Genomic DNA, 20674 nt, shown 5'->3' on the forward strand with positions numbered 1-20674 from the left:
TGGTCTTTCCTGAAAAAGGCAACTTCAGCACCGGAATGCTTAGCTGGAGTACGAGAGGGGTTGGATGCCCGATACGTACTGCGAATTGCTTTGAATTTTCGCGATGGCCGATTCCATCGTGTAGAACTGGGTTAGCAGCCGTTCTCGTTCGTTTTCAAGCCGGACGTTCATCGCGTCGATGCGTTCGTTGTTTCGCTCGACGCGAGTTGTCAGGGCATTCCCGCGAGTCAGCAGCATGCCGTTATCGACTCCGGCCAATCGTTCGGCAAGCGAATTGAGTCTTGCGGCGACGCCCGTATCCTCGTTGGTAAAGAACTTTTCGACCGCTTCGCTGTCGGTCGACAGGCGTTCTGCCAATTTGGTTTCATCCACTTCCAGGCGTCCGGTATCGTTCAGCCGAATCCCGACTTCCGCTAGTGAGCTGATTTCGCCGTTGCCTTGCATGACTCCGGACATCAAACGGCTATATCCCATCTCGACGCGGAGCGCTTCGGTTGATCCGAACAACAATCCGGAGCCTGAGGATTCCGCATCGTAGAACGTCAACGCGTCCAGTTTGTCACGCAGGAGGTTGTACTGCGTGACCAGAGTATTGACCGCGCTGATGACCGCATCTGGATTTTCTTCCACACTGACCGATATCGGATCGTCCGAGAGTGCCTTGAGGGTTAGGTTCAGGCCGGTCGATTCGTCTTCGAAGACTCCATCGACGCTGGAAAGCAGACGCGAACCGCCGGTATCGTCGGCAAGTAGGACCTGAGCGTCTTGTCCGCGAGAGGTCGTTTCTGTCGGTAGCTTGAAACCGACGGAGTCGATACTGAATTGGCCAAGTTCGCCCCCTTTGCGGCTTGTCAGACGCAGCGAGTACCCTCCCTCTTCTTCGCGGACGACCGATGCTTTGACATACTGCTCCGAAGCATTGATTTTTTCCACGATCGTATCGAGCGAATCGGTCGCTTCGATCTGGATGGAAAGTGAGTCTCCGCCGACAATCGCTTCGACCGATTCCCCATTGATCGTTTGAGTCGTCGCCGAACCGGCGATTCCCAGCTGAGTCGCCGCTAAACCGTTGCCACTATTCTCGATCTTTAGGGCTCCGCCACCCCCGGCGGTGTCGACGATTTGAATCCCGTCGCCCTTCGCATTCAGCGAGGCCGTGATCCCCAGTCCCAGGTCGTTAACCTTATCGATCAGTTGCCCGACATTTTCGATTTCATCGATGGTCAGGTTGATCGCGCTGGCGGCACCTGTCGAATCGGTCACTTTGAAGGAACCGGCCGAGACCCCCAGACCTTGATTGAGGTCGCTCAGCAAAGTGTCTCGATTGACATATTGCCGACCAAGGTGGCTGCCATCGACGATGGTGTCTTCACTGTCCGTAGCAATTCCAAGGGCCGTTGCCGTCGCGTCGGAACTACTGACGGTGAAGTTCGAACTGGTGCCACCGGAAAGGTCTCGCAAACGAATTCCGGTTTTGGAATCGTCCAACTTTGCGACCATTTGCAGCCCACTGTTGTTGATCGAATCAATCACCTGTTGGACCGTTTCGGCGTTCGACAGGTCGACGTTTGCGGAGGAGCCGTCGCGAAGCGTAATGTCCAAGCTGGAAAGGGCGCCGACGCCTTGTCCGCCGTTCAGCTCCGACAAAGAAACTCCGAATAGGCTTTCTTCTTTAGGAGGAGTCTTCAGCGTTCCGGTCAGACTGGACGTCGGGAAGCCGAGGAGTGAACTTAGGTTGGAAGTTCCAAGGTCGCTGATCGTAAACGGATCTCCGCCGGATGTAAGGTCCGTCAGGACGATCTCCGTGGTTCCTTCGGCGATCTCTGCAGAGAGTCGACTTGGGTCCAGAGCGTTCAGCTGGGAGACCAATTCGCCGATGGTTTCCGGGTGAGGGACCGCGGCGATCGCAGCGGCTCCTTCCAGGACGGTCGTTTCGGAGCGATCGGGCATTCCCGTCCCGGTCCCTTCGACTTGGACCTGAAGTTTGCTACCCAAAGCGGCGTCGTTGTTGATCAGGTCGGCGATCTGAGTGGCAGTGGTGAGACTGTCGTTGATCGTGATTTCAAGCGTCTGCCCGGTGCCGCTGCCCGATAGCTGGTAAGAAGGATTCCCAGTTACCAGCAGGGCGTCATGATTAAACGTTACGGTCAGGCCTTCGAAGTCGTGTGCTTCGGTAAGGTCTGTGAAATCAAGCGAGGCGTTGGCGTTGCCGCTATTGGTTGATCCCGTGGGGGCGACCGCGGGGACCGCTTCCTGGCCAAGGTCAAAGGCAAGCGACGATCCGTCCGCAAAACCTATTTGGAGGTCGTTGCCGGTATTAAACTGGGCGCCCAGGTCGTTTAGGGTGGAACTGTTGAAGGCAGCCGTGTTGCCAAGAGTCAGGTCATGCCCGACGGCGGTGTTGGCGGCGACATTGATGCCGTACAAACCGAGGTCGGCCGCGGTTTCGCCACCGCCAACTTCGTCGACTCGGAGGTTGGACAGGGTCTGCCCCGTCAAATCGGTAAGCGTGATTCCATCGCGGTCGGCGCTAGCTCGGACGCTAACGGTGGTGTTTTGGTTGATTTTTTCCAGGACTTGTTCGATCGACCGCACATTGGTCAAGTCGATCGTCGCCGAGGCACCGCTGCGGTCGGTGATCTGGATCGATCCTTGCTGGACCCCCAGACCATCGTTCAATTGTTGCAGTGGGATCGATTGTTCCAGCTGCCCACCATTGCGGATGCTGAATTCACCGCTGAACCCCAGAGCTTCCTCGGTACTGGCAAACTGTTGACGCGAGGAAACCGAGTGCGTTGCTGCCAATTGCTGCGTGGTGACGGTGTAGTTGCCAAGGGCCGCGCCGCCTTCGGAGCTGACCGAGAGGGCCTCTTCGTTGGAGGAGGTGTCTTTTCGCGTGGTGAAAAGCGAGGCGGCACCCAAACGGTCTCCCGACAGTTGCACGCCGATGACCGAGGCAGTCAACTGGGAAATACTGTCCTGTTGTTGCGCAAGCGTATCGTTTCGCGATACCAGTTGGTCGCGAGGGATGGAACTTAGGGCGATCAATTGGTCAACGGTCCCTTGGATATCGGTCCCTGTAATCAATCCGATCGATGTTTGGATGCGTCCCATAATGATCTAGGCTGAGATGAGGAGGAATGGCGCCGTACCATTCATATGGAATCGGCAGTTTCTTCGGATCAGGTGAAGTTTTCTTGTCGCTTGCCGCGGTGTAATCAAAGAATTCTTGAGGGATTTCACGAAAAAACGGCCAGAGAAAGGTTCCCTGGGGACCCTCCTCTGGCCGATAATCGTTACTTCCGGTATCGCTTCGTTTCGATCTTAACTATCGAATCAGCGAAAGGACGTTCTGTGGGTTCTGGTTTGCCAGGGCCAACACGTTGGTACCCGACTGGACCAGGATCTGAGCCCGAGTCAATTTGGCCGATTCGGCAGCGAAGTCAGCGTCACGGATCGAGCTTTCTGCTTCTTGCAGGTTGGCGACCGTATCGTTCAGCGAAACCAGGTTGCTTTCCAAAGTCGTTGCCTGGAATGCACCCAATCGACCGCGAAGGCTGGTCACCTTGTTGATCACTTCGTCGACGATCTCAGCAGCACCTGCTGCGTCGTTGGCCAAGCTCTTTCCTTGTCCACTTCCCAGTTCGTACAACCGGCCCGAAGTGCCGCCCAGTTTCCCGGTGCTGACGCTGCCGATGCCCAAACGAGCTTGTTGGTTGCTGACAACCGATCCACCCAGTTGGAATTTGGCTCCACCACCGGTGATGTTGAAGGAGAAGTCGGTCGTTGACCCTTCGGTAACGCTTAAGGACAAATCCAAAGTCGCGGTATTAAGCGAAAGGGTGTTTCCCTTACCGCTTGCCGAGGTACCGTTGATCTGAGCGACGATGTCAGAACCGACGTTTCGGCGTGAATCGAGGCTTGCTGCGAACGATCCCGAAGCCCCTTCGCTGATGATGTCGATAGCCGCCAGAGAATCGCTACCGTAGGCACTGGTATCGAAGGAGAGCGAGTTGCTGGTGTTCGTTGCGGTCACTCCGGTAGCATCGCTAACCAGATTGATTGCGGCAGCGATTTGGTCCGCGTTGGCACCCGCTTTGAAGTTGAACGTTTCCGACCCCGTGGTTCCTGTCAATTCAAATACCAGGTCGTCATTGAGGATTTCACCACCGGTCGCTCCGGTCGAAATATCTTCGATCGGGGTGTTTGGGAAGTCCAGTTCGGCGGTGTCATTGGTTGCGACTGCGGTGAAACCAACCCCAGCGGCTCCGATGGCTGCTGCGATGTCCGCTGCAGTTTGAGGCGCCGTGTTGTCGATCGTCACCGTCAGCGTTTTCGCTGTTGCGTCGTAAGCTGCATCGTTTGTAGCTCCACCAACAAAGGAGACCGTAACGTCGTTGAATTTGTATCCAGCGGTATCGGCGGTAATGGTTAGCTCGGATTCGACGGCAGTCAGTGTGACATCGGCGGGAGTCGAGCTGTTGAACGTGACGACGGTAGCGGCCGTTGCACCCGATGCGGTAAAACCATCCAATCCGTCGACTGCGGTTTGGACGTCGCCACGTGTCGCCGTGTCGCCGTTGCCGCGAATGGTGACCGTATTGGTATCTTCGTCATAGACCGCTTCGACGTCCCCAGCTGCCAAAGCTGATCCATCTTCCTTTGTAGTCGAATCCAAAAAGGTGAACTCGGTTCCCGCAGCAATGGAGGAATCGGTGGTAATGTCGATGTCGGTTTCCAACGTTCCCGTTTGGGTTCCGAAAGTGAACGATGTGTTCGCTTGGGCGGAAGCCGAAAAGGCGGTCGAAGCACTGGTGATTTTAGCTTTTTCGGCTGCGGCTGTGATGTTGACATCAACCGATACCGTGCCGGTCGCGCCCAGGTTGGCTTGGTCGATCTGGGCGTCGGTGACGCTGGCGACTTCGCCGACGTTGCTGACGAAGTCAAGCGATCCGTCCAACAACTTTCGACCCTGGAAAGTGGTCGTCTGTGCGATTCGGTTGAGGGCTTCGAGCGAGCTATCGACCTGCAACTGGTTAGCTGCGATTTCGTCGTCGCTGAGGGCGCCACTATTGGCGGCTTCGACAACCAGTCCGCGGATGTCACCCAGCAGGCTGCTGACCTGACCGAGTGCACTGTCGGCGGTACTGATGATCTGGCTGGCACGCTTGGTGTTGCTGATCGCTTTGTTCAGACCGGTGATTTCGCTTCGCAGCGCTTCACTTGCAATCAAACCTGCAGGATCGTCGGCTCCCGAATTGATTCGCAAACCAGTGCTCAATCGAGTTAACGATTCTTGCAACGAGTTGTTCGAATCTTGCAGACGGTTTTGGGCGATCAGCGAAGGAACGTTCGTGTTGATACGTGTCATAGCTCTTAATTCCCTAAATTTCAGTGATGGGTGGGTCGGATTGATTTGTCAAACCGACCCACTCGTCGGTTGACAGGGACATCTACGAAAACTCGCAGAAGCCGCTCGAAATGCGGGTGAGCGTCGCTGCTCTTTACTCGAGAACACACGTCTCGAATCCCAAGCGGGTCGTCCCTGCAAACCAATGCTCGTCGGTTTCCGCCGTACCGAAACATCGGCCACTGTTAAGGTGCACGCCGCATGATTGCTAGCAATTCCGCGACGGAAAGCACAACGTGTCCGCGCCAGATGTCAGAATTGCTACAGAGCGAACGAAAGCGAAACCGCTCATCCCAAAAGGGGTGTCGGTTTGAGAAGATTCCCAAGATATTGGGAGGGCCAAGGGCCGTTCAGCAAAATGATTTTTGCGATTCGGGCATGGCGTAGAAGATGACTACCGTCAAAGGACCGGAGGCTCGGGGGCGTCGGGCGATCCGGTCCTGAGGAGAATGTTTACTGTAGCAGTTGTAGTACGTTTTGCGGGTTTTGGTTTGCCAGAGCCAACACATTGGTTCCCGATTGGACCAGAATCTGCGACCGGGTTAGTTTGGCCGATTCGACTGCAAAGTCAGCGTCACGAATCGAGCTTTCCGCTTCTTGAAGGTTCGCGACCGTATCGTTCAAGGACACCAAATTGCTTTCCAGCGTGGTCGCCTGAAACGCTCCCAAACGGCCTCGCAAACTGGTCACTTTGGTGATCACCTCATCGACGATCCGCGAAGCTCCGGCCGGGTCGGTGACCAAACTTTTCGCTTGCCCACTTCCCAGTTCATACAGCCGACCGTTGACGCCCCCTAGTTTCCCAGTACTTACACTGGAAATCCCCATGCGGGCTTGCTGGTTGCTAACGACCTCGGCACCGAGCTGAAACTGGGCTCCGCCGCCGGTGATTTGGAACGAGAAATCGATGCTTGATCCCTCTTTGACACTAAGCGTCAAATCAAGGGTCGAGGTGTTCAGCGATAACGTGTTTCCCCGGCCGTTGGCCAACGTGCCGTTGATTTGGGCGACAACGTCTTTGCCAATGCTGCGGTTGGACGACAGGCTGGTTTCAAAGGAGCGGGAGGCTCCTTCGCTGATGATGTCAATCGCGACCTTTGCGTCACTTCCGTAGGATTCAGTGGAGAACGTGAGGGTGCCGCCGACCTTTTCCGCAGTCACCCCAGTCGCATCACTGACCAAATTGATGGCGTCTTGGATTTGCGTAAGCGAGGCACCCGCTTGGAAGTTAAACGTTTCCGATCCGTCGGTCCCTGTCAATTCAAAAATCAAATCGTCCGAGAGAACCTCTCCGCCGGTGTCGCCGGTTCCGGCGCTGCTGACCACGGTATTGGCGATATTCAATTCGCCCGCGGTATCGACCGTGGCGTTGAATTCGGTCAAATCGATAGCGGCTTTAATATCGGCAAGCGATTGCGGCGCCGAACTATCGACGGTAACCGTCAGCGTTTTGCTCGCTTCGTCATAGGCCGCCACGTTGGAGGCTCCGCTGACAAATTCGACGTTAACGTCGTTGAATTCGGCACCCGTATCATCGGCGGTGATGGTGAGGGCGGGCGTCGTTGGGACAAAAGCCGTTCCGGATACGGTGGTTGTGCTAAAGCCAACCGTGCCCGCCCCTCCGGTCGCTTCGAATCCTTGGAGGGCGTCGATCGCAGCGGCGACATCCGCTTTGGTGGTGGTGTCACCGTTGCCCCGAACGGTGATCGTGTTGTTCGTCGAATCATAGACCGCTTCGGCCGCCCCAACCGCCAGGGCGTTTCCATCACTATCGGTTGCACTGTCAAGGAAGGTCAGTGTCGTGCCTGCCGCGATACTGGAATCGGCGGCGATGGCGATATCGGTTTCGACCGTCAGCGACTGATTCGTGAACGAGAAGGCAACGTTGGCGTTTGCTCCGGTCGTAAACGCACCGCCGGAACTGGTGATCGAGGCCTGTTCGGCAGCTTCTGAGATGTTGACGTTTACGTTGATGCTGCCGGTCGCTCCCAGGTTGGCCTGGTCGATGTGTGCATCGGTGACGCTGTCGACGGTTCCGACGGAGCTGATGAAATCGAGCGACCCGTCCAGAAGCTTCCGTCCTTGGAAGGTGGTTGTCTGGGCAATTCGGTTCAAGGCTTCTAGCGAGGAGTCGACCTGCAGCTGGTTGGCGTCAATTTCGTCCGGGCTGAGGGCCCCGGCATTGGCCGCTTCAACCACCAGCCCACGAATGTCGCTCAGTAGATTGCTGACCTGGCCTAAAGCACTGTCCGCGGTACTGATGATCTGGCTGGCACGCTGCGTGTTGCTGATTGCCTTATTCAGCCCGTTGATCTCGCTGCGCAAAGCTTCGCTGGCAATCAGGCCTGCCGGATCATCGGCACCTGAGTTGATTCGCAGCCCAGTGCTTAATCGTGTTAACGCCTCCTGCAAGTCCGAATTGGAAGCCTGCAATCGATTTTGGGCGATTAGGGATGGGACGTTTGTGTTGATTCGTGTCATGGCTCTACTACCCCGAATCCGGAGTTGGTCGTTCCGATTGCGAATTGACTTAAATGCTTTTTCCGTTACCCCCCACTGAGGGCTGTCACACCACTGTGACTAGAAAAGCACGTGAACAGGGACGGTTGCGATTGTGATGGTTAGCATCACTGTATCCCCGTCTACCGTGACATCGGCCATATCAGTAGCACACGATGCAAACCAGTCAAACGAAACAAATCGGATTCCTAGTTCTGGCCGGACCAAGCCCGATAATCGTTAAAGATTAGATCCCCCGACAGAGCTAAAACCCGCTAGCATTACCCATATAGGTGGTCTTGTGGACAAGAATTTGGGTCCGAATTTGGCGTTTCAGTAATGTCCGCAAACCCTCTATTTCGTCTGAAGTTGCGTGCCGATCGCTTGCCATCTTGCAGGCTGGTGATTTCGCACGACAATTGGGGGAACTCCATTCGCAATCGTTTAAGCTCATTTGTAATGCCAACCATATTAGTCATCGACGACGATCGTTCGATCCATCTACTTGCTCGCAAAGCCTTGGAGCCCGTCGGTGATGTCGTGGCGGCCGACACGGGCGAGAAAGGGCTCGCAGCGATGGGAAGCGAGACGTTTGATTGCGTCTTGCTGGACATTCAGTTGCCCGACCGGAGCGGATTAGCGCTGTTTTGTGAGATCCATGAACGGGATCGGAACCTTCCGGTCATTTTCATGACCAGCGAAGCGAACAGCCAGACCGCAATCGAAGCGATGCAGCTGGGAGCCTTTGACTATTTGGGAAAACCCCTTGCCATCGAAGCGCTCCGGGAACTGGTCCAGCGTGCGATCCAACAGCGGGTAATGAGTAGCGTCCCGGTCGCGATCAGTGCGGACAACAATTTCAGCAGTGCCGATGCCGAACTGTTCGTTGGCAATAGCCATTCGATGCTGGATGTCTTTAAGATCATCGGCAAAGTCAGCAAGCAGGACGTCCCGGTTTTGATCCGTGGGGAGAGTGGGACGGGGAAAGAACTGGTTGCGCGTGCCCTCTTTCAATACAGCAATCGGACCGATCGTCCGTTTTTAGCGGTCAACTGTGCCGCTTTGCCAGACAATTTGCTTGAAAGTGAACTGTTTGGACACGAGAAGGGAGCCTTCACCGGGGCGGACACGCGTCGTATCGGAAAATTTGAGCAGTGTCATGGTGGGACATTGTTCCTGGATGAAATCGGGGATATGGCCCCAACGGTGCAGGCCAAAGTTCTGCGGGTTTTACAGGAACAGCGTTTTGAGCGAGTCGGTGGCAACAAAGAACTGAAAACCGATGTGCGGATCGTCGCCGCGACCAACCAACCGCTGGAACAGATGGTCGAAGATGGCGACTATCGCGAAGACCTGCTTTACCGGCTGAATGGCGTTACCATCCAACTGCCACCGCTAAGGGAGCGGGCCGGAGATATCCCGCTATTGATGCAGTATTTCCTCAGCCAAGCGAAATCAGAGCTGGGAAAACCGGATCTGCAGGGAATCGCCCCTGAAACGGCTGAGCAATTGAACGCGTACCACTGGCCGGGAAATGTGCGACAGTTGCGGTCGGTGATCCGTCGGGCTGTGCTAGAAACCGTCATGCCCGTGATCACGCCCGATATCCTTCCTGCAGATATTTTGAAGCGTCAAGAGAACGACGTCGTCAGTCCGTCTGCTCCCGCTCAAGCCGAGCAAAACACCAAGGAAATCGCTGACGGAGCTGGATTGCCCGCGTTGATCCAGGAAAAGTTGGATGAGAAATCAACCGACATTTATGCGGCGGCTCTCCAGTACATGGAACGCTATGTGCTTATAAGAGTACTGCGGGAAACGGGTGGGAATCAGAGTCAAGCGGCTGAGATGCTTGGAATCACCCGCGGAAAACTGAGAGATCGTATTCAAACCTATAGCATTACGCTTGATAGTGATGTTTCCATTCAAACGACGTGATCTGTGAACGAGCAACAAAGGATCCGCTTTGCAAGTGCGTTGACCCGTATGGCCGGTGATGCAGACCTGTTAGCGATGATGGCCGAGATGGTGGCAGGGGATTCCCAGCAGGTCATGGCGGACCTTCAGTCGGCGACCGAAACGGCCGATTGCCCGCGAATCGCGGCGATCGCGCACCAGTTGAAGGGAATGCTCAGCACCTTCGAAACCGAGGCTCCCGTATCGGGACTGCAAGACCTTGTTGAAAGTGCCCGTCGCGAAGACGACAAAGAAGCTCAGCGGTTGCTCCTACAGCTTCAGCCCAAACTGTTCGCACTGATTGAAGAGATCGCAGAACTGCAACCGCAAGTCCGTTGAAGTAAGTGCCGATCCCCTCTCTTAGCGGAACGGCGCGAGCCGTCCGGCCTTTTGGGCAAAGCACGTTAACGGGCCGGAGAGCTCGCGCCCTGCCGCTAGGATTTTTTGCCCCAAACGCTTTTTGCGGTATGACGCAATCCGTTCGTCCTTCTAGTGATCGACTACTGGATCGCCTGTTTCGGATTCGTGGCGGGCCCGCAGCTGGAAAAACATTGCTCGTTTCTGGTCGGGCAATGAATAATCGAAGCCGCATCCTCTAAGGAATTCGTCCGATGCGCTGATCGCCATCACTTCTAGGACTCCCAGTTCTCGGGCTCGGTCGACGCACATTCCGACCAGTTCGCGTCCGACGCCTTGAGAGCGATAGGGCGGTTTGACGACCAGACACTGAATTTCGGCCATCTTACGGCTGTAGATTTCGACCGCACAAAACCCGATCAACTGGTCCTCATGATGGGCCACAAACCCATGTTTGGTCAGATCGTTCAATTCTTGGTCGGTGCGACGCAGCAATTTCCTTGCTTGGACGTCAGGGTCCATTAACACCGCGATCTCCGGGGTGTCATCAAAACTGGCCTGACGATACATCAGTGAAAAGGCGGGGGTGGATGTCATCGATTGATCCGCACGGGGCTGGTCGCTTCTTTGATGGCTTCTCGCATGGCGCGGGGGGCAGCCTCATTGCCGGTGAACAATTTGTATTGATAACAGGCTTGTCGGACAAACATGTCGACCCCGGTGATGACCCTGCACCCAATCTGACGTGCATGCTTGACCAGTAGCGTCTGCTCTGGGTTGTAGACCGTGTCAAACACGATCAGAGATTCGTCATGGATCTTGCGATCGAATTCAAACGGAGTCGCATCGACATTGGGGTGCATACCGACCGGAGTCCCGTTGACCAAAAGATGGGGTTTGCAGGTATGTCGTTGGTCCCATTCAATGAACTGAGCCCCCAGTTCTTGGGCTAGATGCTCACTTCGATTCAAATTGCGGCTGGTGAGGGTGACTTTGGCCCCTCGATTGTGCAGTCCCCAAGCGATCGCTCGGGAAACCCCACCGGCTCCTAAGATCAGGACTTCGCGGTCTTTGTAGGGGTCTGCCGAAGTTTCTTCGGGGGTGAGGATGGTGCCGATGCAATCCATGGCGGCTCGGTAGTCGGTGTTGTATCCGAGCACGGACCCTTCGGAGAAAACGAGAGTGTTGAGGGCTCCGATACCGGTGACAGCCGATTCGGCCTGATCACACAAGTCTACCGCTTGCTCTTTGTGAGGGATGGTAACGCTGACTCCCTCGATCCCAATTTTCGGGCAGGCCTCGACAAATGTCGAAAGATCCTCGGCGGGGACACGGAGCGGCAGGTAGCATGCATCGCGTCCATCGGCGATAAACGCCTTGTTATGGATCAACGGCGAATGGCTGTGGGCTACCGGATCGGCGACGACTCCGAATAGGCGCGTTTCGGGAGTGATTTCGTTGTACCGATAAAGCTCCGTCATTTGCCGCCAGTTCAGTTGCCCGGGCGCCATCGAGCGATCGGTGCTGAAGGTGGCGTACGTGAACGGAGCTCCGAAGCGACCGGCCAGGATGCGGGTGATCATGCCAATTTCACCCATGCAGATCCCGATGGTTGGCACTTTCGCATTTTGCAAAAGATCAAACATTCGCAAGTTGTCTTCGAATCGATTGGCCATCGTTGCAATTTTGACGATGTCCGCGTCTTCGGCCGCCATCGCAGCGTGCAGTTCTTCCAGGTTATCTGGCGTCTGCTCGAAATCGTGATAACTGACGATCCGTTTTGTGTTTCCGTAGCGAGGGATTTCCGAAGCGATATCGGCTTCCAGGTCGATGTAGTCGGCTCCTGCGGCGATCGCACTGCGCAGCAACACCAAGCGGTCGGCTTCGCTTTTCGACCAGCGGCCTCCGTCTTCGCGCCTGCGAGCGGTGAGGACCACAGGGCAGGGGCGGTCTTTTAGCAGACGCCCCAAATCGACGGCTCGGCCGATAAAGTCCAGCCGGAGTTCAACCAAATCGACTCCCTGGCTGGCCAGATGGTGAAATTCGACGATCGTATGTTTGTGGCGGGTGCGCCCAATACTGACACAAATCATGCAGGGTAGGGGGGTCTTAAGCAGCGAACAATGAATACAACAGAAATAAATACAACGAAGATGGTACAAGTAGCACTGCGAATACAATACCGTGCCTACTGACCGCAAGCACCCCGCAGCAACGACTGCAAGCAGATCGATCGCTGGTTTCCCTTAACGACGAATCGCTTTAGAAACTAGCACATGCGATTGGAGTCGTTTAAAAACGCCACCTGAATGGAATGCTCTCTATAATGGGTATCATGAATACGCGAATACCACTCCGTCGGTTCCGCACCGGCAAGTTTATTGTTTACAGCCTCGTTGTCAGCCTACTCGTCTGGTCGGATTCTAACTTGGTGGCTGAGGATTGGCCATCGGAACGTGGGAATTCTCAGGGGACCGGCGCAGTGGCGGCCTCATTGCCGGATGATTTGGTCGAAGTCTGGCGATATCAAGCCGAAGAGGCGATCGAAGCGACGCCGGTGAGCTTGGCGGGGCGTATTTTCTTGGCCGATGTCGAGGGGACGCTGACCTGCCTCGATTTGGCGTCCGGGAAGAAGGTTTGGTCGCAGAAAACCGAAAACGGGTTTCTCGCCTCGCCGGCGGTCGAGAAGAAGATGTTGGTGATCGGAGACTACGACGGACAGGTCCATGCCTTGGACGCGGAGACCGGAAAACCGCTCTGGACGTTCGCGACCGAAGGAGAAATCAGTGCGGGAGTCACCTTCTATGAGGATACAGTGCTGGTTCCTTCCCAGGATGGCAACTTGTACTGTTTGCAGGCCGACGACGGAAAATTGGTCTGGAAATACGAAACGACCGACCAGATTCAGTGCAGCCCTACGCTTGCGGGAGACCGGACCTTCCTGGGCGGTTGTGACGGCCAGCTTCATAGTGTGGCTTTGAAAACCGGTACGGGGGCGGCCGATCCGCTGCCTTTGGGAGGGCCGACCCTTAGCACCCCGGCCGTCCTTGGAAATCAGGCCTTTGTCACGACACATGCCGGATTGGTCATGGCTTTTGACTGGAAAGCCCACAAACCGCTGTGGCAGTTCGAGGATCCAGCTCGCGTGCAAGAATACCGCTCCAGCCCCGCCGTGACCGCGGAGGCCGTTGTGGTATCAAGCCAGTTTCGCAGCGTGTTTGCCTTGAATCCTCAGACGGGCGAACTGTTATGGAAGCAGACGCTTCGCCGGTTCGCGGAGGCTTCGCCTGTCATCGCTGGCAAGGATGTGTGGATCGCGGGGACCGATGGACGGCTGTATCGTTTCGCCTTGGCGGACGGTAAACTCTTAAAGCAGTTTGAATTTCGGGGATCCTTTATCGGCTCGCCTGCAATTGCCGGAAACCACTTGGTGCTTGCCAACGATGATGGCTTGGTAATTGCCCTGGGCCCAAAGCCTGCCGAATCGTAGGTTTGGGCCTCCATTCGTATTTTACATGCCGATCCGTTAACCTAGACCCTGCCGCGAATTGTCCCGCCTGAGCTAGGTCCCGCCGGAGAACATTTTCAGATGAGCACCGCAGACGAAAAAAAGACGGAAGTAGGTAGTTACTTCGTTTCCAACTACCCTCCCTATTCCCTTTGGAATCGGGATGACCTAACAGCCGTTCGCAGTGCACTGCATGAAGCACCGCAGGGGGATGCTCCTCTCGGGCTCTATTTGCACATCCCGTTCTGTCGCAAACGTTGTAAATTTTGTTACTTCAAAGTTTTTACCGACGTGAATGCGGCTACCGTGCAGCGATACGTCGATGCCCTGTGCACCGAAATTTCGCTGGTTAGCAAATTGGAAATCATGGGCGATCGCCCGTTTCGATTTGTCTACTTTGGTGGCGGAACGCCTAGTTTCCTCAGCCCCAAGCAACTGACCGCACTGGCGGATCGATTGCATGAACATGTGACCTGGGACGGTGCCGAGGAAGTTACCTTTGAGTGCGAACCTGGGACGCTGAGCGAAACCAAAGTCAAAACCCTTCGCGAGAAGTTGGGGGTTACGCGGTTGAGCCTGGGGATCGAAAACTTTGATGACAAAATTCTCGAAGAGAACGGTCGGGCTCATCTGAGCAAACAGGTCTACAACGCCTGGGAATGGATCGAAGCGGCTGATTTCCCGAACGTGAATATCGATTTGATTTCGGGAATGGTCGGTGAGAATTGGGATAATTGGAAAGTTAATATCGCCAAGACGATCGAATTGTCTCCAAGTAGTGTGACGATTTACCAAATGGAATTGCCGTACAACACGGTCTACAGCAAAGACATTCTGGGGAATCAAATTGAAACCCCCGTTGCCGATTGGCCGCTCAAACGGGAATGGGTCGATTACGCGTTCAACGAACTGGAGGCTGCCGGTTACAGCGTTTCCAGCGCGTACACGATGGTAAAAGATCCTTCGAAAGTGAACTTCTCTTATCGCGATAATCTGTGGCGTGGGAGTGATCTGCTGGCGACCGGAATTGCCAGTTTTGGACACGCCCACGGCGTTCACTATCAAAACGCTGCGGATATGAATGTCTATCAGGAAACCCTGGAAGCGGGCGAACTGCCTCTGGGCCGTGGGTTGGCACCGACGAATGATCAATTGTTGATTCGCGAAACCATTCTGCTGCTGAAGCGAGGGTACCTGGCGTTCCAACCGTTGAATGAAAAATTCAACACCGATGTTGGGACTCGCTGGGAAAGTATCTGGCAGGACTACACCGAAAAAGGTTGGCTGAATCGAACGGATGAGGGGGTCGAATTGACGCGAGCAGGTCTGCTTCGCGCCGATGGTTTACTCTCGGCGTTCTTCGAACCGGAGCATCGCGGAGTCCGCTACACGTGAGCGATTCGGGTCAGTTCATGATGGGGGAGCATCGAGCGGATTTTCCCGCCGATCGCTCCTATGCACGGAATCATATGTGGGCCCAACCGTGGCCGCAGCCCGAATCCGGGGAACCGGACAGCGGATCTTACCGTTTTGGTTTAACCTCCTACGCGGTGCGTCTGCTTCAAGATGTCTATTTCCTCGACTGGATTGTCGAAGCCAACACGGCGGTGAAAGAACGCCAGGAAATAGGTTCGATCGAAAGCAAGAAAGCGGAAAGCGATCTGTTTGCGCCCGTGGCGGGCGATTTAGTAGCGATCAATGATGAAGCTTTGGAGGATCCCTCCATCATCAATGTCGATCCCTACGGTGACGGTTGGTTGTTTCAGATCACGCCTTCCGATTCGATTTCACCGCTGTTGTCGTTGCCTGATTATCTATTGCATTTAGAATCGGCGTGGGAAGTGGCTCAGAGAACCATCAAAGGCCAAGCCAACACGAATGACTAATCCTGACGGTCCGTTACTGGTTCTGGTTCCGACCGAAAAAGAGCGTTCGATCATCGAGCCGTATTGGCTGAACGAGAATGATGGACAGGCTGAGGGACCGCTTGAAATTTGCGGTTTTGGTCCGGTTGCGGCGGCAGCCCATACGATGCGGCTATTAACCGAGATAGCCCCGTCAAAGGTTCTGCTGATGGGGATCGCCGGAGGTTATTCGGAAGCAGCGACCGTGGGCCAGGCTTACGTTTTTCAGGAAGTCGTGATGCACGGGATCGGCGTTGGTAGCGGCAGCGATTTCCGTCCGCTGGCAGCTTTCGATCCCTGCCGTTCGCTCTCTTTATCGGTTCCGGCCAACGTGCCTCACAGGGAAGTGCGTCAGACGCTTCTGACCTGTTGTGCAGCTTCGGCGGGACCCGACGATGCGGAATGGAGGAAACATCAAGTTCCGGGAATCAGTGCCGAAGAAATGGAAGGTTACGCGGTCGCATATGCGTGCCAGCTTGCCAAGATTCCATTAACGATCATTCGAGGAATCTCTAATCGAGTCGGCGATCGAGATTTTCGCAACTGGCAAATGGATACGGCGTTAGCAGCTGCGGTCCGTCTGGCCCACCGCACGATGCGGTAGCGAAAGATAGGTTTTCACGCACAGCAAAATCGAACCAAAACGACATCGCGATCTTCTTTGCAGCGGCAGCGCCTGGACGGCGGATTGGCGGACCGTTTACAAAACCGCTCGCGTATCGGCTGTGAAATTATGTTGCCGGCTTGGGCAGTGTAGCCTTTCGCGGGGGACGTGCCCCTCGAAAGTCGTTTTGATAGAGCGTTCACTCTGGGGGACGTGAAGATAGATGGGGCGAAAATCTGGCGTCCCTCGCCCCTAAGCAAGCTCTTTGTTGCGGAAGAAATCTTTGCTATCTCATTCCGTGATCTCTGTCTTTTGGTTTGATTTGGCGGAGCTTGCTTGGGGGAGAGGGGCTGGGGGAGGGGGGGGATTTCCAGGCGGCGATTTTGCATCGCAGGCCCGGTTAGCGCCCCGCATCTCAAGTGGTTATGCCACGCCTTGCCCACCTCTGTCGGCCCCCTCTCCCCCAGCCCCTCTCCCCCAAAACAAGCTCTTTGAATCGCAGACAATTGAACTAGCTGGCGAACCGTTGATTCAATATCAAACCTGTTTTATGCAAGCTTGTTTTGAGGGCGAGGGGAGCGAGATTTTCTTTAATGACGAAGGTCTGCCCCTTTCCCCAAAACAAGCTCTTTGAATCGCAGACAATTGAACTAGGTGGCGAACCGTTGATTCAATATCAAACCTGTTTTATGCAAGCTTGTTTTGAGGGCGAGGGGAGCGAGATTTTCTTTAATGACGAAGGTCTGCCCCTTTCCCCAAAACAAGCTCTTTGAATCGCAGACAATTGAACTAGGTGGCGAACCGTTGATTCAATATCAAACCTGTTTTATGCAAGCTTGTTTTGAGGGCGAGGGGAGCGAGATTTTCTTTAATGACGAAGGTCTGCCCCTTTCCCCAAAAGCAAGCTCTTTGAATCGCAGTCAATTGAACTAGGTGGCGAACCGTTGATTCAATATCAAACCTGTTTTATGCAAGCTTGTTTTGAGGGCGAGGGGAGCGAGATTTTCTTTAATGACGAAGGTCTGCCCCTTTCCCCAAAAGCAAGCTCTTTGAATCGCAGCCAATTGAACTAGTTGGCGAACCGTTGATTCAATATCCAATCTGTCTTAAGCAAGCTTGGAGGGCGAGGGGAGCTCGATTTTCTTTGCTTAGCCTACGCTGCTCGGCGTGCTGGTTCGCCTTGCGAATCCGAATCGTCAGCTGCGTGTCGCTCGGCCGGTTTCGATTCTGACATTTTTAGGGTGGTCGTTTCGTGGGCATCCGGCAGGCTTGCGTCTTCAAGGCTGCATGATTCCAGGAACGTACCATCCGCCGAATAGATCTTGAGTTCTTGCTCTTCGAAGAACCACACGGCTCGATGGTCTTTGAACCCGAATTTCCGTCCGCAGTAAAACCCGTCGTGAATCAGAATCGCTTCGGAGACATCTTCTAATGGGTCACCGCACCGAGCGCTGTACCAGTCCCGCAACATTCCTCGAACAACGGCTAATTGTTGCGAATTGGTCATAGATCATTACCACCCGGAGAAACTCTAAACATTAGGCATCAGTCACTGCTCTAGTGTTCGGCTTTCCGGCTACCGGATCTTCGCTCCATTCCGGAGGATCGTTACGGCACTCGCAAATTGCCTAGTTTGACTTGGCCTTCCATTTTTCATCAAAGAAACCGGCATCCGGAATGGTTCCTGGCAGTAAAGGTCCCTGCTCCTCAGACGTTTCGATGATGGCCCAGTCGGGCAGCATCGGAATTTGCCGTGAATTGCTGACGTTGGAAAACTCGCGGAAGGTCAGCCCGCTATTCAGGACAACGTAGCGATCGGGATTTAGGGGGTTGGGGTAGATCATTGCTGCCGCGTGATCGGCGGGATCATAGCTTTTTCCGTTCATCACCAGTTGCTCGCGTGTCCAAACAATCGGTAAGCGGTCAATGATCCCTCCCAGGGTGCGATTGGCGTGGGGGTCTCCGAAGAGAACCAGATTAAAATCTCGAATCATTTCGGCGTCTAGATCGCGATCAAGGACCGTACGCGCTTCACCTCGCATGATGTCGTGCCACCGCTTGATGGCGATTTCCGTTTCGGCACTCACCCAACGTTCAACGCTCCCGTGCCAGCAAGGGCGGCTAGGCAATACGATCAGGAATGGTTTGGTGAAGGCATCATCGATCGGACCTTGCAGCCCTGGCCGTTTACGAAGGCTTTGATCGGGCGCCCCCGCGACGGACCATCCTTCTGGCGTGAATACCAAATCGCAGTGATACGGTTTGCCTGCAACCGCGTCCGGAGCGGCCAAGCCACTTTCGCCGATACGGATGGTGATCGCTTCGCTATCGGTTGGAAGTTGATCGGCGGGCAGGTCGATCGCTAGGTGCGTGACTCCTGTGGCATCGATGCTAATCGTTCCTCCTTCAACTTTCCCTTGGACTCTTCCTGGGGACCAATGACGCTCAAGCCCATTGACCGTTAGCCAGTGGCAACGTGGATAACGCAAGAAGTAGGTCGTGAAATCGACGTTAGGGATTGCCGGTTCCGCTTCCGCCGCCCACTCCGACAGCTGTTTGTCCATGATATCGGCGGAATTCGGATCGATTTTGTGTCCCATCCCTGGGCCGATGATATGCAACCATTCCAGCCCCAGCTTTTTCGATGCGGCCACCATGGTGTCGGCAGCCAATTTTTGTTTGTCGATTTCGCCGCTGTAGGCCAGGACGTTTGTGTTCGCAAGGTTGCCTGCCCAGGGAGGGCAGTCGTACCAGTTCAGCAGTTGGATCTGGTAAGGAGTCATCGGATAGGCCGGTTTGGAATCCCAGCCCTGATAGAGGACGGTGTCGGCGAAGCCAGCTCCTGGGTTGGCGGCAAACCACATTCCCGGATCGTGGACGGCAAACTGCCAGCAGCCGGCGCCTCCCATCGAGAATCCGCGAATACTGATCTTTGATGGATCGATGGAATATTGAGCCGCGACAGTCTGGATTGCCTCGTAGACGTCGACTTCGCCAGCAAATTTAAAAGCGTTGCAGTGCCGTCCAAAGGGATGGAGGACGAAAGTATTGTCTGGAGTAACCGGACCGGCGGAATTTAAGCGTCCCCGCACGAATTGCATTTCGACGTTGCTGTCGCCGCGGCCATGCAACCAAACATCCAGTCTTCTCGGTTCGGATGGTCCCGCCTCCCATCCGGCAGGCAAAACCAGGCCGTAAGGTTGGACCGAACCGTCGATCTTGGAAACAAATCCGCCAACGATCGAGGTCGGTTTTTCTAATGGAGACGTCGGCAGGCCCGTATGGCGAGCCGTCGTCGCACCCGCTTGTAAAGCCTCTAGCCTCGCTTTTGCAGTCTGCAGGATCTGCGCGGCGGACTTGGCATCGCTATCGCGATAAAATAGGTGATCCTGGATCGCTAGGTCGACGGAGCGAATCAAGACTTCGATATCCGCTGACTGGTCTTTTGAGTCCGGTGGTAGAAGATCGACCGCGGCGCGAAGTTTTGCAATCGAATCCTGCAGCTCATGCACCACTTCCGGTGCCGGCAATTTCCCCTGTTTGGGCAATGATGGAAATCCGCTATCCTGCGCAACCGCAGCGGTGCTACAGCTGATCAGTCCGGCAAGTAGGAAAAAAAATATTTGTCGGAGGGCCGAAAGAGGGGCTTTTTGGCAGGTTGCCGTTGTGGGCACAGGTAGGGCAGGACGCATTTGGTTACCGTATTAGGAATGGAGGGCCGATGTCAGATTCCGATTTTATCTCGCAATTGCAAAGGAAGCTAACGCAACCTTTGCCTGGCCGAGAAAGTCAGCGAATTTCGATGCCAGGATTGACCTATGGCCGGCATCAGGGACCGGCCCCGAGGGCGGCTAGGCAGGCGGCCGTGGTGGTAATGCTGATGAGGAAGGAGGACCGGTGGATGATCCCCGTGACGATGCGTCCCTTGACGATCAAGCACCACGGGGGGCAAATTTCATTGCCTGGAGGACGGATTGAGGTGGGGGAGAGCAGTGTGGAGGCGGCGCTGCGGGAATTCGAAGAGGAGCTTGGTCTGTCACCGGTAGATCCCGTCTTATGCGGGGAACTGTCGCCACTATACGTCTATGCGAGTGACAACTCCGTCCAACCGATCGTGATGGCCTGCCAGTATCCCAGCGAACCGTGGCGGCCCGATAAGGTCGAAGTCGCCGAAATTATTGAATTGGCCGTCGAAGATCTTCGTCGGCCGGATGCTTGGCAAACCGGAATCGTCCAGAAGCCGATCCGAGCCTGCGGTCACCGCGATGTTCACTCGCAGATCTCTTCAAAACACAGCCATGACCCGGTGGGCCATATTTCTTACAGGGCCCCCGGATATTGTTGTTCGGGGCACCGCGTTTGGGGGGCGACCGGCATGATTTTGGCGGAACTGGTTGCGTGTCTTCCCTGAATTGGGGGTGGGGAGGTGCTGCGAAGAG

The 20674-nt window shown here is 55.1% G+C and carries 14 protein-coding genes; 7 read left to right on the forward strand and 7 right to left on the reverse strand.

The features are described 5' to 3' along the window. Positions 1-39: 39 nt before the first annotated feature. The 3 genes from fliD to FF011L_RS11230 all read right to left on the reverse strand — a co-directional run bounded on the left by fliD (position 40) and on the right by FF011L_RS11230 (position 7891). Positions 40-3114, reverse strand: a complete 3075-nt coding sequence (gene fliD / locus FF011L_RS11220; RefSeq protein ID WP_145351756.1) for a flagellar filament capping protein FliD — start codon at positions 3112-3114, stop codon at positions 40-42. 214 nt (positions 3115-3328) lie between these two features. Further along, a complete protein-coding gene (locus FF011L_RS11225; RefSeq protein ID WP_145351757.1) occupies positions 3329-5371 on the reverse strand; it encodes a flagellin N-terminal helical domain-containing protein in 2043 nt (680 codons plus the stop codon). A gap of 492 nt (positions 5372-5863) precedes the next feature. Continuing rightward, on the reverse strand, positions 5864-7891 hold the full coding sequence (locus FF011L_RS11230; RefSeq protein ID WP_145351758.1) for a flagellin N-terminal helical domain-containing protein: 2028 nt from the start codon (positions 7889-7891) through the stop codon (positions 5864-5866). Between the two features lie 477 nt (positions 7892-8368). Between FF011L_RS11230 and FF011L_RS11235 the strand changes: the two genes are divergently transcribed. Together FF011L_RS11235 and FF011L_RS11240 are read left to right on the forward strand one after the other, a co-directional pair. Next, the gene (locus FF011L_RS11235) at positions 8369-9844 is read left to right on the forward strand and encodes a sigma-54-dependent transcriptional regulator (RefSeq protein WP_145351759.1); all 1476 of its coding nucleotides are present in this window, start codon (positions 8369-8371) and stop codon (positions 9842-9844) included. Positions 9845-9847: 3 nt separating this feature from the next. Beyond that, the gene (locus FF011L_RS11240; RefSeq protein ID WP_145351760.1) at positions 9848-10201 is read left to right on the forward strand and encodes a hypothetical protein; all 354 of its coding nucleotides are present in this window, start codon (positions 9848-9850) and stop codon (positions 10199-10201) included. 150 nt (positions 10202-10351) lie between these two features. Here FF011L_RS11240 and FF011L_RS11245 read toward each other — a convergent pair whose 3' ends face one another. Further along, positions 10352-10816 carry a GNAT family N-acetyltransferase gene (locus FF011L_RS11245; protein ID WP_145351761.1) on the reverse strand — a complete coding sequence of 155 codons (465 nt, stop codon included), beginning with the start codon at positions 10814-10816 and terminating at the stop codon, positions 10352-10354. Beyond that, complete coding sequence (gene aroE, locus FF011L_RS11250) at positions 10813-12312, reverse strand: shikimate dehydrogenase (RefSeq protein WP_145351762.1); 1500 nt, start codon at positions 12310-12312, stop codon at positions 10813-10815. Before aroE ends, FF011L_RS11245 begins: the two co-directional genes overlap by 4 nt. A gap of 242 nt (positions 12313-12554) precedes the next feature. Between aroE and FF011L_RS11255 the strand changes: the two genes are divergently transcribed. From FF011L_RS11255 to mqnB, 4 genes are all read left to right on the forward strand, one after another. Further along, the gene (locus FF011L_RS11255; RefSeq protein ID WP_218933143.1) at positions 12555-13709 is read left to right on the forward strand and encodes an outer membrane protein assembly factor BamB family protein; all 1155 of its coding nucleotides are present in this window, start codon (positions 12555-12557) and stop codon (positions 13707-13709) included. Between the two features lie 99 nt (positions 13710-13808). Further along, on the forward strand, positions 13809-15122 hold the full coding sequence (locus FF011L_RS11260; protein WP_145351764.1) for a coproporphyrinogen-III oxidase family protein: 1314 nt from the start codon (positions 13809-13811) through the stop codon (positions 15120-15122). Positions 15123-15139: 17 nt separating this feature from the next. Continuing rightward, positions 15140-15613: a glycine cleavage system protein H gene (locus FF011L_RS11265; protein WP_145355237.1), complete on the forward strand. Its 474-nt coding sequence runs from the start codon at positions 15140-15142 to the stop codon at positions 15611-15613. After that, positions 15606-16235 (forward strand): futalosine hydrolase, encoded by a 630-nt coding sequence (gene mqnB / locus FF011L_RS11270; protein ID WP_145351765.1) that lies wholly within the window; start codon positions 15606-15608, stop codon positions 16233-16235. Before FF011L_RS11265 ends, mqnB begins: the two co-directional genes overlap by 8 nt. Before the next feature lie 1153 nt (positions 16236-17388). Here the strand turns inward: mqnB and FF011L_RS11275 are convergent. Together FF011L_RS11275 and FF011L_RS11280 are read right to left on the reverse strand one after the other, a co-directional pair. Beyond that, positions 17389-17742 (reverse strand): hypothetical protein, encoded by a 354-nt coding sequence (locus FF011L_RS11275; RefSeq protein ID WP_145351766.1) that lies wholly within the window; start codon positions 17740-17742, stop codon positions 17389-17391. Between the two features lie 121 nt (positions 17743-17863). Next, complete coding sequence (locus tag FF011L_RS11280; protein ID WP_145351767.1) at positions 17864-19927, reverse strand: prolyl oligopeptidase family serine peptidase; 2064 nt, start codon at positions 19925-19927, stop codon at positions 17864-17866. 29 nt (positions 19928-19956) lie between these two features. Between FF011L_RS11280 and FF011L_RS11285 the strand changes: the two genes are divergently transcribed. After that, complete coding sequence (locus FF011L_RS11285; RefSeq protein WP_145351768.1) at positions 19957-20646, forward strand: NUDIX hydrolase; 690 nt, start codon at positions 19957-19959, stop codon at positions 20644-20646. The last annotated feature ends 28 nt before the right edge of the window (positions 20647-20674 follow it).

This window comes from Roseimaritima multifibrata (assembly GCF_007741495.1).
Taxonomy (GTDB): domain Bacteria; phylum Planctomycetota; class Planctomycetia; order Pirellulales; family Pirellulaceae; genus Roseimaritima; species Roseimaritima multifibrata.